Annotated in this window: 15 protein-coding genes and 1 rRNA gene; 5 read left to right on the top strand and 11 right to left on the bottom strand. The window is 69.4% G+C overall.

Features of this window, described 5'->3' with window-relative positions; translation table 11 throughout:
- Window position 1: 1 nt before the first annotated feature.
- The gene (locus LC041_RS00075) at window positions 2-1,234 is read right to left on the bottom strand and encodes a glycosyltransferase (RefSeq protein ID WP_226530932.1); all 1,233 of its coding nucleotides are present in this window, start codon (window positions 1,232-1,234) and stop codon (window positions 2-4) included.
- A 125-nt stretch (window positions 1,235-1,359) separates the two neighbouring features.
- Here LC041_RS00075 and LC041_RS00070 point away from each other — a divergent pair, with 125 nt between their 5' ends.
- Entirely contained in the window at window positions 1,360-1,947 is a 588-nt protein-coding gene (locus tag LC041_RS00070; RefSeq protein ID WP_226530931.1) for a hypothetical protein, read from the top strand.
- Here the strand turns inward: LC041_RS00070 and LC041_RS00065 are convergent.
- The 6 genes from LC041_RS00065 to LC041_RS00040 all read right to left on the bottom strand — a co-directional run bounded on the left by LC041_RS00065 (window position 1,915) and on the right by LC041_RS00040 (window position 8,098).
- Window positions 1,915-3,621: an amidohydrolase gene (locus LC041_RS00065; protein ID WP_226530930.1), complete on the bottom strand. Its 1,707-nt coding sequence runs from the start codon at window positions 3,619-3,621 to the stop codon at window positions 1,915-1,917. The genes LC041_RS00070 and LC041_RS00065 overlap by 33 nt on opposite strands.
- A 2-nt stretch (window positions 3,622-3,623) precedes the next feature.
- A complete protein-coding gene (locus tag LC041_RS00060; RefSeq protein WP_226530929.1) occupies window positions 3,624-4,469 on the bottom strand; it encodes an ABC transporter permease in 846 nt (281 codons plus the stop codon).
- Complete coding sequence (locus LC041_RS00055; protein WP_226530928.1) at window positions 4,466-5,350, bottom strand: ABC transporter permease; 885 nt, start codon at window positions 5,348-5,350, stop codon at window positions 4,466-4,468. The genes LC041_RS00060 and LC041_RS00055 overlap by 4 nt, the downstream gene beginning before the upstream one ends.
- Window positions 5,343-6,521, bottom strand: a complete 1,179-nt coding sequence (locus tag LC041_RS00050) for a polyamine ABC transporter substrate-binding protein (RefSeq protein WP_226530927.1) — start codon at window positions 6,519-6,521, stop codon at window positions 5,343-5,345. The genes LC041_RS00055 and LC041_RS00050 overlap by 8 nt, the downstream gene beginning before the upstream one ends.
- Window positions 6,518-7,678, bottom strand: coding sequence for an ABC transporter ATP-binding protein (locus LC041_RS00045; RefSeq protein WP_226530926.1), 1,161 nt, complete (start codon window positions 7,676-7,678; stop codon window positions 6,518-6,520). The genes LC041_RS00050 and LC041_RS00045 overlap by 4 nt, the downstream gene beginning before the upstream one ends.
- A gap of 147 nt (window positions 7,679-7,825) precedes the next feature.
- Window positions 7,826-8,098, bottom strand: coding sequence for a metal-sensitive transcriptional regulator (locus LC041_RS00040; RefSeq protein WP_017202671.1), 273 nt, complete (start codon window positions 8,096-8,098; stop codon window positions 7,826-7,828).
- A gap of 106 nt (window positions 8,099-8,204) precedes the next feature.
- Here LC041_RS00040 and LC041_RS00035 point away from each other — a divergent pair, with 106 nt between their 5' ends.
- The 3 genes from LC041_RS00035 to LC041_RS00025 are packed head-to-tail and all read left to right on the top strand — an operon-like array spanning window position 8,205 to window position 10,950.
- Window positions 8,205-9,482 (top strand): DUF445 domain-containing protein, encoded by a 1,278-nt coding sequence (locus LC041_RS00035; protein ID WP_226530925.1) that lies wholly within the window; start codon window positions 8,205-8,207, stop codon window positions 9,480-9,482.
- Window positions 9,483-9,484: 2 nt separating this feature from the next.
- Window positions 9,485-10,417, top strand: a complete 933-nt coding sequence (locus LC041_RS00030; RefSeq protein WP_226530924.1) for an arginase family protein — start codon at window positions 9,485-9,487, stop codon at window positions 10,415-10,417.
- Window positions 10,414-10,950, top strand: coding sequence for an AAA family ATPase (locus LC041_RS00025; RefSeq protein ID WP_226530923.1), 537 nt, complete (start codon window positions 10,414-10,416; stop codon window positions 10,948-10,950). Before LC041_RS00030 ends, LC041_RS00025 begins: the two co-directional genes overlap by 4 nt.
- A gap of 5 nt (window positions 10,951-10,955) precedes the next feature.
- On the opposite strand, the gene hutI is transcribed toward LC041_RS00025, so the two are convergent.
- Genes hutI through hutH form a run of 3 tightly spaced genes read right to left on the bottom strand, consistent with a single transcriptional unit; the run spans window position 10,956 to window position 15,348 of the window.
- Window positions 10,956-12,107, bottom strand: a complete 1,152-nt coding sequence (hutI, locus tag LC041_RS00020; protein WP_226530922.1) for an imidazolonepropionase — start codon at window positions 12,105-12,107, stop codon at window positions 10,956-10,958.
- Between the two features lie 12 nt (window positions 12,108-12,119).
- Window positions 12,120-13,814: a urocanate hydratase gene (gene hutU, locus LC041_RS00015; protein ID WP_226530921.1), complete on the bottom strand. Its 1,695-nt coding sequence runs from the start codon at window positions 13,812-13,814 to the stop codon at window positions 12,120-12,122.
- Window positions 13,807-15,348 (bottom strand): histidine ammonia-lyase, encoded by a 1,542-nt coding sequence (gene hutH / locus LC041_RS00010; RefSeq protein WP_226530920.1) that lies wholly within the window; start codon window positions 15,346-15,348, stop codon window positions 13,807-13,809. The genes hutU and hutH overlap by 8 nt, the downstream gene beginning before the upstream one ends.
- A 58-nt stretch (window positions 15,349-15,406) precedes the next feature.
- Between hutH and LC041_RS00005 the strand changes: the two genes are divergently transcribed.
- A complete protein-coding gene (locus LC041_RS00005) occupies window positions 15,407-16,174 on the top strand; it encodes an IclR family transcriptional regulator (RefSeq protein ID WP_226530919.1) in 768 nt (255 codons plus the stop codon).
- Between the two features lie 73 nt (window positions 16,175-16,247).
- Here LC041_RS00005 and rrf read toward each other — a convergent pair.
- Window positions 16,248-16,311, bottom strand: a 5S ribosomal RNA gene (gene rrf / locus LC041_RS17460); the annotation flags it as partial.

Below are 16,311 nucleotides of genomic sequence, written 5' to 3'. Positions count from 1 at the left end.
GCTACTCCGGCAGCGGCTCGTCGCGGTACAGCGCCTCGAAGGTGTCGAGGGTGCGGTTGATGTCGTGGATCGCGACGCCGTCCAGTGAGGCCCGCTGCATCCGCTCGTACTCCGCAGGATCCGCGGTGAGGACGTCGGTCAGGCGCGCGGCGAGCTCGTCGACGTTCCCCGGCTCGAACAGGTAGCCGTTCTCGCCGTCGTGCACGAGGTGCGGCAGCGCCACAGCGTCCGCGGCCACGACCGGCAAGGCCGAGGCCATCGCCTCCATGGTCGCGATGGACTGGAGTTCCGCGATCGACGCGATGACGAACAGGCTCGCGCGGGACAGCAGCGCACGCAACTCCTCGTCGCTCGTGCGCCCGTGGAACGTGACGCGATCGGCGAGCCCGAGCTGGGCGGTGAGGTGCTCCAGCTGCTTGCGCTGATCTCCCCCGCCGACGATGTCGAAGGTCGTCTCGAGCGCGGGATCGAGCTTCGTCATCGCCTTGAGGATGACCTCGACCTGCTTCTCGGCGGTGAGGCGCCCGACGAAGACGATGCGGTTCTTCTCGCGCGGCCCGATCACCGGTGTGTACTGCGCACGGTCGATGCCGCAGCTGACGGGGATGACGCCGTGGACCTCCACGGTCTTCTCCAGGAAGTCCGCGGCGCGGCGGGTGGGGGTGGTGATCGCACGCGTCAGATCGAACGTCCGCTTCGCGTCGGCCCAGGCGAGCTTCAACACGAAGTCGTCGATGAACTTCGGCATCGTGGTGTGGTCGAGGATGTTCTCGGCCATGACGTGGTTGGTCGCGATGACCGGGATGCCGCGCTGCTTCGCGATGCGCGCGAGGCCGCGACCGATCACGATGTGCGACTGGATGTGCACGACATCGGGCTGCACCCGGTCGAGCACCGTGCGCGCGTAGTGCTTGGAGCGCCACGGCCAGACGAATCGCAGCCAGTCGTGCGGCGCCCAGCGCACCGACGGCAACCGGTGCAGCGTCATCGGCTCGCCCTCGATGACCTCGGTGTGCGGCTGGGCGCGGCGGTACGCCTGATTCGGTGCGGAGACGTGCACGTCGTGCCCGCGCTGCACGAGGCCCGCGGCGAGACGCTCGGCGAAGCGCGCCGCACCATTGATGTCGGGCGCGAACGTGTCGGCGCCGATGAGGATCGTCAGAGGACGGGGCGCGGATTCGGCGGCGGGGCCGCTCGACGGATCGATCGGATCGTCGGAGGAGGTCACAGACATGCTGCCTTACGATGTGGCGGCCAAGGAGGAGCCCTGGTCGGGCGCTGGCCACTCTACCCGAGCGCCCTGATCCCGCGGCCGAGGCATACCGGCATCCCCTCAGCCTCAGCCATTAACGTGGGAGCATGCGATTGACTGCCGACGCCGATCCCCAGCTGTGGATTCCCGTGACGGACTCGCTGGGGTGGAAGGGACGCCGCCACCGCAAAGCGGCGATCCGGATGCTGCTGGGCCAGGTCAACGCCGCGGTCGGCGCCACCGAGCGCCCCGGCTCCCGCTTCGGCGCCTGGGCGATGAGCCAGGCCGCGCCGATGATGATGAAGCGGGCCGACGGCCGCGTCCTGGTGTGGACCTGGAAGGCGGAGCCGGAACTGGTCGTCGCGATGGCCACCGCGCAGGCCCTGACCCCGGAGGTGCGGATCGCACGGGCCTCGATGCCGATGGACTACGACGACACCGAGTCTTTCCCCACCCGGCTCGGAGTGGGTGAGAAGCTGCTCGTCCCGATGCCGCCGTCCCCCGCGTCCCCTCCCTTCGCCACGTACACCTGGGACACCGGGACGCACCTGGTCACACTGACGGCCGTCTGCAGCGACAAGGAGCGGTTCGGCACGCTGACCGGCGCACTCGACGACCTGGCTCGCAGCATCCGCATCGCCGACGACCTCACGGGCGGCGAATCACCCGACGTGCTGCGCCTCGACCCGGCCTGAGGGGCGTCCGCCTTCCCCGGCTGCGTCGTACACTCGCACGCCCTCGACCCAGGTGCCGCGCACTTCGGTGAGGCCGATCTCGCCGGCGGGGTGCACGAACGGGTCCCGGTCGAGGAGGGCCAGGTCCGCTCGCATCCCCACCGCGATCGTGCCGGTGTCGTCGAGGTGATTCACGAAGGCGGAACCCGCAGTGTAGGCGGCGAGCGCGGTGCCGAGGTCGATCGCCTGCTCCGGCAGGAACGGCGGGTAGTCGCCCTCCCATTCGGTCGGAGCCGATCGACGGTTCACGGCCACGTGCATCGCGGCGAGCGGATTCGGCGTGCTGACCGACCAGTCGCTTCCCGCGGCGAGCACGGCGCCGGAGCGCAGCAGATCGCCGAAGGGGTACTGCCAGGCGCTGCGCGTCTCCCCGAGGAAGGGGATGGTGAGGTCGACCATCTGCGGCTCCAGCGTGGCCCACAGCATCTGCATGTTCGCGGTCACGTCGAGCGCGCGGAACCGGGGGATGTCATCCGGGTGCACGACCTGGATGTGGGAGATGTGGTGCCGGTTTCCGCGCGGGCCGTTGCGCAGGATGGCTGCTTCGACCGCGTCGAGGCACTCGCGCACGGCCCGGTCGCCGATGGCGTGGAAGTGCAGCGTGAACCCGAGCGCATCGAGTCGGGTCGCAGCTTCCTTGAGCAGCTCCGGCTCGACGAACGAGATGCCGGAGTCCTCGCGCGGATGCCCGTGGCCATCGCAATAGGGTTCGAGCATCGCCGCGGTGAAGTTCTCAGCCACACCGTCCTGCATGATCTTCACGCTGCGGGCGCGGAACCGTCCCACCGCGCTCTCGTCCCGACGCCGCACGATGTCGTCGATCTGCTCCAGCCCGCGCGAACGATCCCACCAGAGCGAGCCGACGACCCGAGCAGTCAGCGCTCCGGAGGCGGCTGCTGCGCGGTAAGCGGGGAGCGGGTCGCCGGCGTCGCCGTACTCGGTGCCGACGATCGCGTCCTGCCACGCCGTGACGCCGAAGGCATGCAGATATCGCTGTCCTTGCAGCAGCGCCTCCACCAGACGTTCGGGCGCCTCCTTCGGAAGGAGCCGGTTCACCAGCCCCATCGCGCCCTCGTGAAGCGTGCCGGTCGGCTCGCCTGCGGCATCCCGTTCGATCCGGCCGTCGGCGGGATCCGGTGTGTCGCGGGTGATCCCGGCGAGCGCGAGCGCACGGGAGTTCACCCATGCGCCGTGCCCGTCACGATTGGGCAGGAATGCGGGGCGATCGGGCAGGACCGTGTCGAGGTCCACCGCCGTCGGGGTGCCACCGGGGAAGGCGGACATCTGCCACCCTCCCCCGAGGATCCACTCGTCGTCGGGGTGCTCCGCCGCATACTCGGCGATGCGCTCCAGGTACTCCTCGCGCGTGGCCAGGGCGGACAGATCGCACCGCAGCATATCGAGCCCGCCCCACACCGGGTGCACGTGCGCGTCCTGGAACCCGGGGACCAGCAGCCCTCCGTCGAGATCGACGACCTCGGTGTCCGGGCCGATCAGCCCCGCGAGGTCGTGACCGATCGCACTGATCCGGCCGTCCGTGACCGCGACGGCACGGGCGGTCGAGCGCGCCGCGTCGGCGAGGAACACCCTTCCGCCCCGGGAACCACCGGCGAAGACCAGGTCCGCGTATGCCACGGTCAGCCCCCCGCCATCGTGCGGGCGATCTCGGTCGCCGAGTCACCGGCCCGCTTGAGCACCACCGCCACCAGCGCCAAGGCGAGGAGCGTGAGCACGAGCATGATGGTCGACACCGCCGCGATCTCCGGACGCAGTCCGCTGCGCAGGGCGCTGAGCACGTACACCGGCCACGGGGTCGTGCCGGACACCTGCACGAACGCCGACACGACCGTGTTGTCGAGGCTCAGCGTGAACGAGAGCAGGAACCCGGCGAGCACGGCCGGCATCGCCAGCGGCAGCGTGATCTTGAGGAAGGTCCGCACGGGCGGGGCGTACAGGTCGGCAGAGGCTTCTTCCAGTCGCGCGTCGAGTCCCACCAGTCGCGCCCGGACGATGTACGACACGATCGCGATCGAGAACAGCGATTGCCCGACGACGAGCCTCATGGTGCCGTCGTTGAAGATCCCGATCCCGGCATCCTGGCCGAGGAAGACCAGCCAGGGCAACAGCGCGACGGCGTCCACGATCTCGGGGGTGACCGACACGAGCAGCAGGAGCCCGAGGAACCACCACACCCACTTGCCGGGATTGCGCGCCATCGCGATACCCGCCAGGGTTCCGAGCGCTGTCGCGAGCAGGGCGGCCAGCAGCCCTGTGCGCACCGACACCAGCACCGCGTCGCGGATCGCCGGCTTGTTCACGATGGCGAGGAACGAGTCGAAGCCGAAGTGGTCCCACGAGACCAGCAGGCGTCCGACGTTGAAGGAGTAGACGATGATCACCAGGATCGGCAGGAACAGGAACAGGAAGACGAGCCCCGCCCAGATCGGCAGCAGGAAACGTGTTGCTCCACGGCGTGCACTCATGAGCGCTCCCCCAGGACGAGTCGGTTGCGTTGTCTGAGCGGCAGCAGGACGAGCCAGAGCAGTCCGGCAGCCACCGCGATCGAGATCATGATGACGATGATCAGCAAGACGGCCATCGCCGAGCCGAGCGCCCAGTTCTGCGCCGTCTGGAACTGACTCGCCACGATCTGTCCGATCATGTTGCCCTTCGCGCCGCCGAGGACCGTGGCGGTGATGTAGTCGCCCATGAGCGGGATGTACACCAGCAGCACCCCCGCGATGATGCCCGGTCTGGCCAGGGGAACGGTCACTCGGAGGAAGGTCGTCGCACTGTTCGCGCCCAGGTCCTTGCTCGCCTCGCGCAGCGGACCGGAGACCCGGTCGAAGGCGACGAAGAGCGGGAGGATCATGAGCGGCAGGTAGTTGTAGACCACCCCGAGCAGCACGGCGCCCCGCGAGTACAGCAGGTCGAGGGGGCCGGGGATCACCCCGATTCCCTGGAGCAGCTGCGACAGCCAGCCCTCCGGGGCGAGGATCACCTGCCAGCCGATCGTGCGCACCAGGAAGTTCGTCCAGAACGGCACCATGACCAGGGCCAGCAGCAGCCCGCGCTTCGACGGCGGTGCCTTCACGGCGATCCAGTACGCGACCGGAGCCCCGATCACCAGGCACAACAGCGTGCCGAGGATGCCGATCCACAGCGTGTTCAGGAAGGTGCTGAAGAACGTGGGCGAGAGCGCCTCGAGGTAGCGGTCGAAGGAGAGGTGGTCGAGGGCATGGGTGGCGAAGATGCTCGGCTTGTAGCCGAAGCTGAAGACGATGACCATGCCGATGGGCGCGACGAAGAAGATGAGCAGCCACACCCAGGCGGGGATCGCGAGACCGAACTTGAGCTTAGGCACCGGCGGCCGCCTTCATCGAGTTCCAGATCGCGACGACGCGGTCCTGGGCGTCCGTCAGTTTGCCCTCATGCATGGTCTGCACCTGCTCCTCGTCGAAGAACACCATGTCGAGCCGTTCGAGACCCGCAGCCTCCGCGGCTTCGCGGACGCCTGCGATGCCGGTGTCGTAGCCGATGTAGTCGACCTGCGCGAGCTGTACATCGGGTTGCAGGACGAAGTTGATGAACGCGTGGGCAGCCTCGGGGTGCGGCGCTCCGGCGGCGATCGCCCAGTTGTCCATCCACAGTTCGGTGGCCGGGCTCCCGAGCACCCACTGCCAGCGGTCGGGGTCGTCGGACTCGAAGATGCCAAGGCGCGCGTCGCCGTTGTAGGACTGCAGCAGCGCGTGCGAGGCCTGGGGGATCGACGAGCCACCCGGGTAGGAGTCGAACGCCGAGATGTGCGGCGCGAGCTCCTTCACGAGGAAGTTCTCGACCGCGTCCAGGTCGTCGGGGTCGGTCGTCGTCCAGTCGATGCCGTTCGCCCAGAAGTAGATTCCCAGCAGCGGCGCCGGGTCGTCCAGCACCGACGTCGATCCGGACGCCTCGTTCTGCGCCGCATCGATGAAGTCGTTCCAGGTCGTGAGCTCGCGCGAGATCACCCGCTTGTCGTAGACGAACCCGGTGGTCCCCCAGGCCTTGCACACCGAGTACTCGTTGCCGGGGTCCCAGGCGCGTCCGCGGAACTCCGGCGCCACGTGCTTCAGATTCGGCAGGAGGTCGAGGTTGAACTTCTGCAGCAGCCCGTTCTCGGCCATCGGCCCCACGAAGACACCGGTCGGCACGACGATGTCGTACCCGGACGTGCCTCGGGCCGCGACGAGCTTGGCGATCAGCTCCTCGTTGGAGTTGAAGGCGTCGAGCACGATCCGCGGGCCGTTCTCCGCGGTGAACTGCTCGAGCACCTCCGGCGCGTCGTAATCGCCCCAGCTGTAGATGGAGAGCTTGTCCTCCAGCGGTCCCCCCTTGGCGTGCACCGCCGCAGCGTTTTGGCCGGGGGAGCAGGCACTGAGCACCACGGCCCCGCCCGCCAGCAGCGCGGTGGCGAGAAAGCCGCGGCGGGACAACTCGGCGCGGATCACGCGGGCGGCGCTCCGGTGCGCGAGCACGCGGACCGGAGGGGCGCCCGTCACCGCCCTCCCCCCTGGGGAAGCGCGATCACATGTGTGGCGGTGGTCGGGATGCCGTCGGCGGCGAAGAGTCGCACGTCTGCGGGATCCCACACGCAGCGGACCTCGTCCTCCACGCCGATGCGCGGCGCGGTGGGCGCCGGCATCCGGGAGAGGAACGTCGCGTCTTCACCGACGCGGACCGCGACCTGCATGGTCTCGCCGAGATGCGAGACGCTGAGCACACGACCGCGCGCGCCGGCGCCGTCGCCCTGCTCGAGCCGTACGTACTCCGGGCGGATCGCGGCGACGGCCGGCTGACCGGCGGCGACCCGCTCCCCGCCCCAGCGACCGGCGATCGCACCGATCGCGGTGTCGAGGGCCTCTCCGTCGGAGCGAACGGTTCCGTGCACGAAATTCTGCTGGCCGATGAACGAGGCCACATAGGCCGAGGCCGGTTCCGCGTAGATCGCCGCCGGCTCGTCGAGCTGCTCGATCCTGCCCGCTCGCATCACCGCGATCCGGTCGCTCATCGACAGCGCTTCGGCCTGATCGTGCGTGACGAAGACGAACGTCGTGCCGAGCCGCGCCTGCAGGAGCTTGAGCTCGAGCTGCATCTCCTCGCGCAGCTGCCGATCGAGGGCGGCGAGCGGCTCGTCGAGAAGGAGCACACTGGGGCGGTTGATGAGGGCGCGGGAGAGCGCGATGCGCTGCTGCTGACCACCCGACAGCTGGGTGGGCTTGCGGTCGGCGAAGCTGCGCAGCTGCACCATGTCGAGCGCCTCGCTCACCCGCGTCCGCTGCTCCGACTTGGGCACGCCGCGCTGCTGCAGTCCGTACGCGACGTTCTCCGCGACGGACAGGTGCGGGAACAGCGCGTACGCCTGGAAGACGGTGTTCACCTCGCGGCGATACGGCGGAAGGCTCAGCACGCTCCGGCCCGAGATGCTGATGTCCCCGGTATCGGGGTACTCGAAGCCGGCGATCATGCGCAACGTCGTCGTCTTGCCGCAGCCCGAGGGTCCGAGGAGCGAGAGGAACTCCCCCGGTTGCACGTCGAGGGTCAGATCGTCGACGGCCACGGCGGTGCCGTAGCGCTTGGTGACGCGGTCGATGCGTACCGCACCGGTGGCTGTGGGCGTGTCGAGCGTCGCCGAAGACGCAGGCAGAGTGCCGGGCATGGAGCCTCCCCATTGAGAATCGCTTGCGGCGAGTCTGGCACAGGAAAGGGCTCAGGTATAGCGAAATCGGAAGTCTCTTGATTAATTCGCAACGGTATCCGTTGCCAATGTCGGAACTTGCGACCGATTAGCGCCTCGTATGACCTCCTACTTGCGGTCGAAGTCGAAGGCCTTGAGCAGTTCGAGGACGGCCTTGTCGCGCTCCTCGCCGCCCTCGTCGAACATGTGGGTGACGTGGGTGCGCAGGTGGTTCTCCAGGAGCAGCCGGTTCAGTGATTCGAGGGAGCGCTGGATCGCCCGGGACTGCGTGATGATGTCCATGCAGTACTCCTCGTTCTCGATCATCCGCGCGACGCCGCGCATCTGCCCTTCGAGGATGCTGGTGCGGTGCAGAGCACGCTTCTTGATGTCTTCGATCACCCCTCGAGGGTACTCCGCCCTCACGGGCCGGAGACTGTCTGGTCCGCGAGACGAGCGCCGGCACACGCCGGGTACCGCGCGCGAGCCACCGTGAAAGGATGACGTCATGCCGCGAACACCGATGACGCAGCTCTCGACCTCCGACCAGGAGCGCCTCCGCGCACTCCGGCGCATGAAGGCGGTCGCCCTCGGAGCGCTGCTGTTCATGGCCGTCGTGTTCGTGATCGCGTTCGCTTTCCAGCAGCGAGTCGGCTGGCTCGGTTACGTCCGCGCCGCTGCCGAGGGCGGGATGGTGGGTGCCCTCGCGGACTGGTTCGCCGTCACCGCGCTGTTCCGCCGCCCGCTCGGGCTCCCGATCCCCCACACCGCGATCATCCCGAACCGCAAGGATGAGATCGGCCGCACGCTCGGAGAGTTCGTCGAGACCAACTTCCTGGCCGGCGACGTCGTGCGCACCAAGCTGTCCAGCACGCGCATCGCCCTGCGCGCCGGCGAGTGGTTGCGCGAGCCTGCGCATGCCGAGCGAGTGGGAGCCGAGGGAGCGACGATCGCGACCGCCGTACTGGGTGCGCTGAGCGACGATGATGTGCGCGATCTCATCACCGACCTCGCCCGCGAACACCTGGTGGCGCCGGAATGGGGCCCGCCGGCGGGTGCCTGGCTGGAGAAGATCGTCGACGCGGGCGCTCACCACGGCGCGGTCGACCTCGCCGCCGACAGCATCGCCCGGTGGCTCGACGCGAACGCCGCATCGTTCACCGGGCTCGTCTCACGGCGCCTCCCCGGCTGGGTGCCGAAGCTCGCCCATCGCTTCGTCGATGACACGGTCTATCACGAGGCGGTCAAGTTCGTGCACGCGGTGCAGGCCGATCCCCACCACCCCGCTCGTATCGCGGTCGACGGCTACCTGTCGCGCCTGGCCGACAACCTGCAGAACGATCCGGCCACGCGTGCGAAGCTCGAGAACGCCAAGGCCTCACTGTTCGACAGCCCCCGCGTCGGAGCTCTGGCAGCCGAAGCGTGGAACACCGCGAAGAACGGCCTGCTGACCGCTCTCGCCGACCCCGACAGCGGGCTGCGTCGCCGTGCCGTCCAGGCGCTGCAGGAAGTCGGCGAGCGCATGACCTCCGACGTCGCCCTCCAGCACCGCGTCGACACCTGGGTGTCGGACGCCGCCGTGTTCCTCGTCGACCGCTACCGGCACGACATCGCCTCGATCATCACCGACACCGTCGAGCGCTGGGATCCCGCCGAGACGACCGAGAAGATCGAGCTCATGGTCGGCCGCGACCTGCAGTACATCCGCCTGAACGGCACGTTCGTCGGCGCCCTCGCGGGTCTCGCCATCTTCGCCCTCGCCCACGCCCTGATCCCCGGAGTCTGACCATGGCATCCACTTCCCGACCGTTGAGTCACGACCCCCTCTGGCCTCGTGCGGGTTCCTGGCCCGCCTTCACGGGTGCGGCCGATGCGGTGCTGCTCGGAGTGCCGACCTGGCGCACCTCGCTCTCGCCGACCGGCGCCCACGCGACGCCGGCTGCCGTCCGCGAAGCGCTGCCGCGTTACGGGACCACGCTGATGGGACCGCCGGCGCTCGACCTCGACGAGGTCCTGCGCATCGCGGATGCCGGCGATGTGAGTGATCCGGACGGCGCGGACGGCGAGGCGAGGGTCATCTCCCGTGTGCGTGCACTCGCCGCGGCGGCGAAGCTCGTGATCGCGCTCGGCGGCGACAACTCGCTCACGTATCCGGTCGCGCTCGGCGCCGAAGCCACGGGCCTGATCACGTTCGACGCGCACTTCGACCTGCGCGACGGTGTCTCCAACGGCACGCCGGTGCGACGCCTCGTCGAAGACGTCCCCGCAGCGACGGAGCTGACGACCACCCGGATCGACCCCACCAGGATCGTGCAGATCGGCATCGCCGACTTCGCGAACTCCGCTGCCTATGCGCGGCGCGCGTCCGACTGGGGCATCCGCGTCGTCACGCTCGACGAGGTGCGCCGTCGTGGCATCGAGGACGTCACCGCCGAAGCGCTCGACATCGCCGGCGCAGGTGCGGCCCAGCGTGTGCACCTCGACATCGACGTCGACGTCTGCGATCGCTCGGTCGCCCCCGGCTGCCCGGCAAGCGTACCCGGCGGGCTCCAGGCGTGGGAGCTGCGCTCCCTCACGCGTGCCGTGGCGCGCGATCCGCGGGTGGTGAGTGCGGACCTCGCCGAGGTCGATGCGACCGCGGACGCAGATGACGCCAGGACGGTCCGTCTGGCGGCGCTGTGCGTGCTCGAACTGCTCGCCGGCCTCGCGTCCCGGCGATGAGGATCGTCGTCTCCGGCACGCACGCGAGTGGCAAGAGCACTCTGATCGCCGATTTCCGTAGCGCGCATCCGGAGTATCTGTCGTTCGGCGACCCGTTCGACGACCTCGAGGACTTGGTGGGCGATCCCGCCGGGGAGGCGAGTTTCGTCGGGCAGCTGCGGATCGCGGACGCACGCCTGCGGGCCGCGGCGAGGCAGCCGGACGTGATCGCCGAGCGAGGACCACTGGACTTCGCCGCCTACCTCATGGCCCTCGAACGGCTCGGGCGGAGCACGGGTGCCCTCCTTCCACGCGCGATCGAGATCGCCGAGGACTCTCTCGCCCACGTCGAGCTGGTCGTGCTCGTCCCACTCGACGAACGCCGGTCGATCCCCGTCCCCGACGAAGAAGACCCGGCACTGCGCGAGGCGATGGACCAGGCTCTGCTCGACCTCGCCGATGATCTCGAGCATGATGCGAGGGCTCGGTTCCTCACCGTCGCCGGAGATGGCGCGACGCGGCTTGCCACGCTGGTCGCAGCCATCGCGGAGTGACGGCGTCACCTCACCTGGACGCCGTCCTTCCACACCTGCCGCACGAGCGGGACCCCCGGTCGATACGCGAGGTGGACACGGGTGGGCGCATCCAGCAGCACGAGGTCGGCCCTGGCGCCGGGAGCGATCACCCCGACGTCGTCCCGCCGGAGCGCCCTCGCCCCTCCGGCCGTCGCCGCCCAGACGGCTTCGGCCGGGGTCATCCCCATGTCCCGCACGGCCACAGCGATGCAGAACGGCATCGAAGAGGTGAAGCTCGATCCCGGGTTCGTGTCGCACGCCAGAGCAACGGTCACTCCCGCGTCGATCAGGCGGCGGGCATCCGGATACGGCTGCCGCGTCGAGAACTCGACGCCCGGCAGGAGGGTGAGCACGGTGTCGGAGCCGGCGAGTGCGTCGACGTCGGCATCCGTCAGGTACGTGCCGTGGTCGATCGACGCCGCGCCGAGCTCGACCGCCAGACGGACACCGTCGCCCGGGCCGAGCTGACTCGCGTGCACCCGGGGCGAGAGTCCTTGCGCGGTGCCGGCCTCGAGCACACGGCGTGACTGCGCAACCGTGAAAGCTCCGGTCTCGCAGAACACGTCGATCCACTTCGCGTACGGCGCGCACGCAGCGAGCATGGGGCCGGTGACCAGGTCGACATACTCGTCCGCTCGGTCGGCGTACTCGGCGGGGACCACGTGCGCTCCGAGGAAGGTCACCTCGGGCGTCACCTCGGCTGCCAGGCGCACCAGGCGCTCCTCGTCGACGACGCTCAGACCGTAGCCGCTCTTGATCTCGACCGTCGTCGTGCCCTGAGCGAGCATCTCGTCGAGGAAGCCGCGCAGACGTGCGCGCAGCTCGTCGTCGGTCGCGGCGCGGGTGGCGGCCACGGTCGAGCGGATGCCACCGGCCGCATACTTCTGCCCTGCCATGCGGGCCTCGAACTCGGCCGCCCTGTCGCCGCCGAAGACCAGGTGGCTGTGGCTGTCGACGAAGCCGGGGATCACCGCACGCCCACCGGCGTCGACGACCTCATCCGCCCCCGGTGCGTCCGCGGCGGCGCCCACCCAGGCGATCCGCTCACCGTCGATCAGCACGGCCGCGTCCACCAGGGTCCCGGTGCGGTCGAGGTTGGTGGTCAATTCCGTGATGTTCGTGAGGAGCGTTGCCATGTCCTGAGCCTCTCAGAGCATCGGGATGTTCAGACCGCGTTCGCGGGCGATCTCGCGAGCGTGCTCGTAGCCCGCATCGACGTGACGCATCACTCCGGTGCCCGGGTCGTTCGTCAGCACGCGTTCCAGCTTCTGGGCCGCGAGTTCCGAACCGTCGGCGACCGTGACCTGGCCGGCGTGGATGGAGCGGCCGATGCCGACCCCGCCTCCGTGATGCAGCGACACCCACGACGCGCCGGAGGCCGTGTTGAGCAGCGCGTTCAGCAGCGGCCAGTCCGCGATCGCGTCGGAGCCGTCCTTCATCGACTCGGTCTCGCGGTAGGGCGAGGCGACGGAGCCGGAGTCGAGGTGATCGCGGCCGATCACGATCGGGGCCGACAGCTCGCCCGAGGCGACCATCTCGTTGAACTTGAGTCCGGCGAGGTGGCGCTCCTTGTAGCCGAGCCAGCAGATGCGGGCGGGCAGCCCCTCGAAGTGGACCTTCTCACCTGCCTTCTCCAACCAGCGGTGCAGGGCGGCATCGCCGGGGAAGAGCTCGGCGATGGCGCGGTCGGTCTTGTAGATGTCTTCGGGATCACCGGAGAGGGCGGCCCAGCGGAACGGCCCGCGCCCCTCCTCGAACTGCGGACGGATGTACGCCGGCACGAACCCGGGGAACTCGAAAGCCCGGTCGAACCCGCCCAGCTGAGCTTCGGCCCGGATCGAGTTGCCGTAGTCGAACACGGCGGCCCCCGCATCCTGGAAGGCCACCATCGCCTCGACGTGCGCGGCCATCGACGCGCGCGAGCGGCGGGTGAACGCTTCGGGGTCGCGCTCGGCCTCGGCCTTCCACTCCGCGACCGTGATGCCCACCGGAAGGTAGGCGAGCGGATCGTGGGCGCTGGTCTGATCGGTCACCACGTCGACCGGCACGCCCCGACGGCGCAGTTCGGGGAACACCTCGGCCGCGTTGCCGACCACGCCGACCGAGAGGGCCTCGCCCGCTTCCTTGGCGGCGACCACTCGAGCAACGGCCGCGTCGAGGTCGGTCGTGTACTCGTCGAGGTAGCCGTGCTCGACGCGCCGCGCGAGACGCGACCCGTCCACGTCTACGATCAGCACGGCGCCATCGTTCAGAGTCACGGCCAGCGGCTGAGCGCCGCCCATCCCACCGGCACCGCCCGTGAGGGTGAGCGTGCCGCGGAGGGACTCCAGCCCGAGCGAGCGGGCCACCGCGGCGAACGTCTCGTACGTCCCCTGCAGAATGCCCTGCGTGCCGATGTAGATCCAGGATCCGGCGGTCATCTGCCCGTACATGATGAGCCCGAGCTCCTCGAGCTTGCGGAACTCCGGCCAGGTCGCCCAGTCGCCCACAAGGTTGGAGTTGGCGATGAGCACCCGCGGCGCCCACTCGTGCGTGCGGAAGACTCCCACAGGCTTGCCCGACTGCACCAGGAGGGTCTCGTCCGGTTCGAGTTCGTCGAGGGTGCGCACGATCGCGTCGTATGCCTCCCAGCTGCGGGCGGCCTTGCCCGTGCCACCGTAGACGACGAGGTCCTCGGGGTGCTCGGCGACCTCGGGATCGAGGTTGTTCATCAGCATGCGCTTGGCCGCCTCGGCGCCCCAGCTCTTCGCCGTGCGCTGGTTGCCCCGAGCGGCACGGACGACGCGAGACCGGGATGCAGTGGACTCGGGTGCAGTGGACTCGGGTGCAGTGGACTCAGTCATGGATGTGCTCCTTTGCGATGCGGGCGACGGCGCCCGACTGGACGAGGGCGGTGACGGCCTCCATCTCCGGGGAGAGGAAGCGGTCGGGGCCGGGGCCTGCGGCAACCGTACGGACGAGGTCTCGCACCGCGCCGGTCGCCGGCCCGGCTTGCAGCGGCGCCCGCAGGTCGAGAGCACGCGCGCCGGTGAGGATCTCGATCGCGAGGACGCGGCCGAGACCGTCGATCGCGCGACGCAGCTTGCGGGCGGCGGCCCATCCCATCGAGACGTGGTCCTCCTGCATGGCGGAGGACGGGATCGAGTCCACGGATGCCGGCACGGCCAGACGCTTGAGCTCGGACACGATCCCGGCGGCCGCGTACTGCGCGATCATCAGTCCGGAATCGACCCCCACCTCCTCGGCGAGGAACGGCGGCAGCCCGTGGTTGCGTGCGGGATCGAGGGCGCGGTCCGTTCGCCGTTCGGAGACCGAAGCGACATCGGCGACGGAGATCGCGAGAAAGTCGAGAACGGCCGCGACGGGAGCCCCGTGGAAGTTCCCGTTGGACTCGATACGACCGTCGGGGGTGATCACCGGGTTGTCGATCACACTGGCGAGCTCGCGGCCGGCGATCATCGCCGCGTGTGCCATCGTGTCACGCGCCGTGCCGTGCACCTGGGGCGAGCAACGCAACGAGTAGGCATCCTGGACTCGTCCATCCTCCGGCCCCTTATGGCTGGCGACCATCGGGGAATCCGCCAGGAGGAGACGCAGGTTGCCGGCCGACTCCGCCTGTCCCAGCTGAGGCCGCAAGGCCATCAGGTCGGCGGCGAACACCGCGTCGGTACCCAGCTGGGACTCCACCGACATCGCCGCGGCGACATCTGCGGTGACGAGGAGCGTCTCGAGATCATGCAGGGCGAGCACGAGCATGCCGAGCATGCCGTCCGTGCCGTTGATCAGGGCGAGGCCCTCCTTCTCGACCAGGGTGAGGGGCTCGATGCCGGCGGCGGCGAGCGCCTCCGAGGCTGCCCGCAGCTCGCCGGACGCATCCCGAACCTCGCCCTCTCCCATCGCCGCGAGAGCGATGTGCGCGAGCGGCGCGAGGTCTCCGGAGCATCCGAGAGAGCCGTATTCGCGAACAACGGCGGTGATCCCGGAGTTCAGCAGTGCGGCGTACGTCTCGACGACGATCGGGCGAACCCCCGTGCGTCCGGACGCGAGTGTCTGCAGACGCAGCAGCTGAAGCCCGCGGACGACCTCCCGCTCGACCTCGGGGCCCGTTCCCGCGGCGTGCGAGCGGATCAGGCTCGCCTGCAGCTGGAAGCGACGATCCGGCGCGATGAACGTGGTCGCGAGGGCGCCGAAGCCCGTGGAGACGCCGTAGTGCGGATGAGGGTCGGCGGCGAGACCATCGATCACTCGACGGGTCTCGGCGACACGCGCAAGCGCATCCTGGTGTATCGATACAGGAGCGTCGAAGCGGGCAACGGCGACGACATCGGTGGGCGACAGCGGAGCCGCGCCGACCAGCACGGGGGCGAGTTCGGTCATGAATCGATTCCACACCCGGGAGATCGACGGGAACACCCGTCCGTGGGAGGCTGTGTCTGTGATCTCAGACAAGTTCCAGACAGGCCAGGTCCCGGCAGCCGAGAACACCTTGCGGATCCTGCGCTTTCTCGCCGACCGCCCCGCGCCGGTCGCGGCTTCCGCGATCGCCCGAGAGCTGGATCTGCCCCGCTCGACGGTCTACCACCTCCTCACCACCCTCGCCGCGCACGGATTCGTGCTGCACCTGCGGGAGGAGAGACGCTGGGGCCTCGGCACGTCCGCCTTCGAACTGGCCAGCGGGTACACCCGGCAGCAACCGCTGGCTCGACGCGGCCGGCCTCTGGTGGCCGCCCTGTCGGACCGGCTGGGCGAGAGCGCGCACCTCGCCGTGATGAGCGGCGGAGACGTGCTCTACATCGTCGAGGAGCGTGCGCCACGACGGCCCGCGTTGGTGACCGACGTGGGGGTGCGACTACCTGCGCACCTCACTGCCTCAGGGCGCGCAATGCTGGCTGCACTGCCCCGGGAGCAGGTTCGGGCGCTCTACCCGGATGTGTCGGCGTTCCCCGATCGCACCGGTGTCGGGCCCCGTACGCCGCGCGAACTGCGCGAGCTGCTGCGAGTCGTGCGATCGCGTGGGTATGCGACGGAGAACAGTGAGGTCGCGGAGGGCCTGCGGAGCGTCGGCGCCGCGGTTCTCGACCCCGCCGGGTGGCCGGTTGCGGCAGTGGCCGTGACCTGGGGCCGCGCAGATCTCGACGAGGAGTTGCTCGCCGCCGCGGTACGCGAGTGCGCAACCATGCTCGAGTCGCGCTTGCGGCGGTGACGCTCGTCGAATCTGACGTCGTGTGAACGCAAAATGGCCACCCAGCGTTGGGTGGCCATTTTGTTTAAAAGGAGTCCGGCGGTGTCCTACTCTCCCACAGGGTCCCCCCTGCAGTACCATCGGCGCTGTGAGGCTTA

This window comes from Microbacterium paraoxydans (genome assembly GCF_020524545.1).
GTDB classification, from domain to species: domain Bacteria; phylum Actinomycetota; class Actinomycetes; order Actinomycetales; family Microbacteriaceae; genus Microbacterium; species Microbacterium paraoxydans_C.
This window is presented reverse-complemented; position numbering and strand designations above follow the sequence as displayed.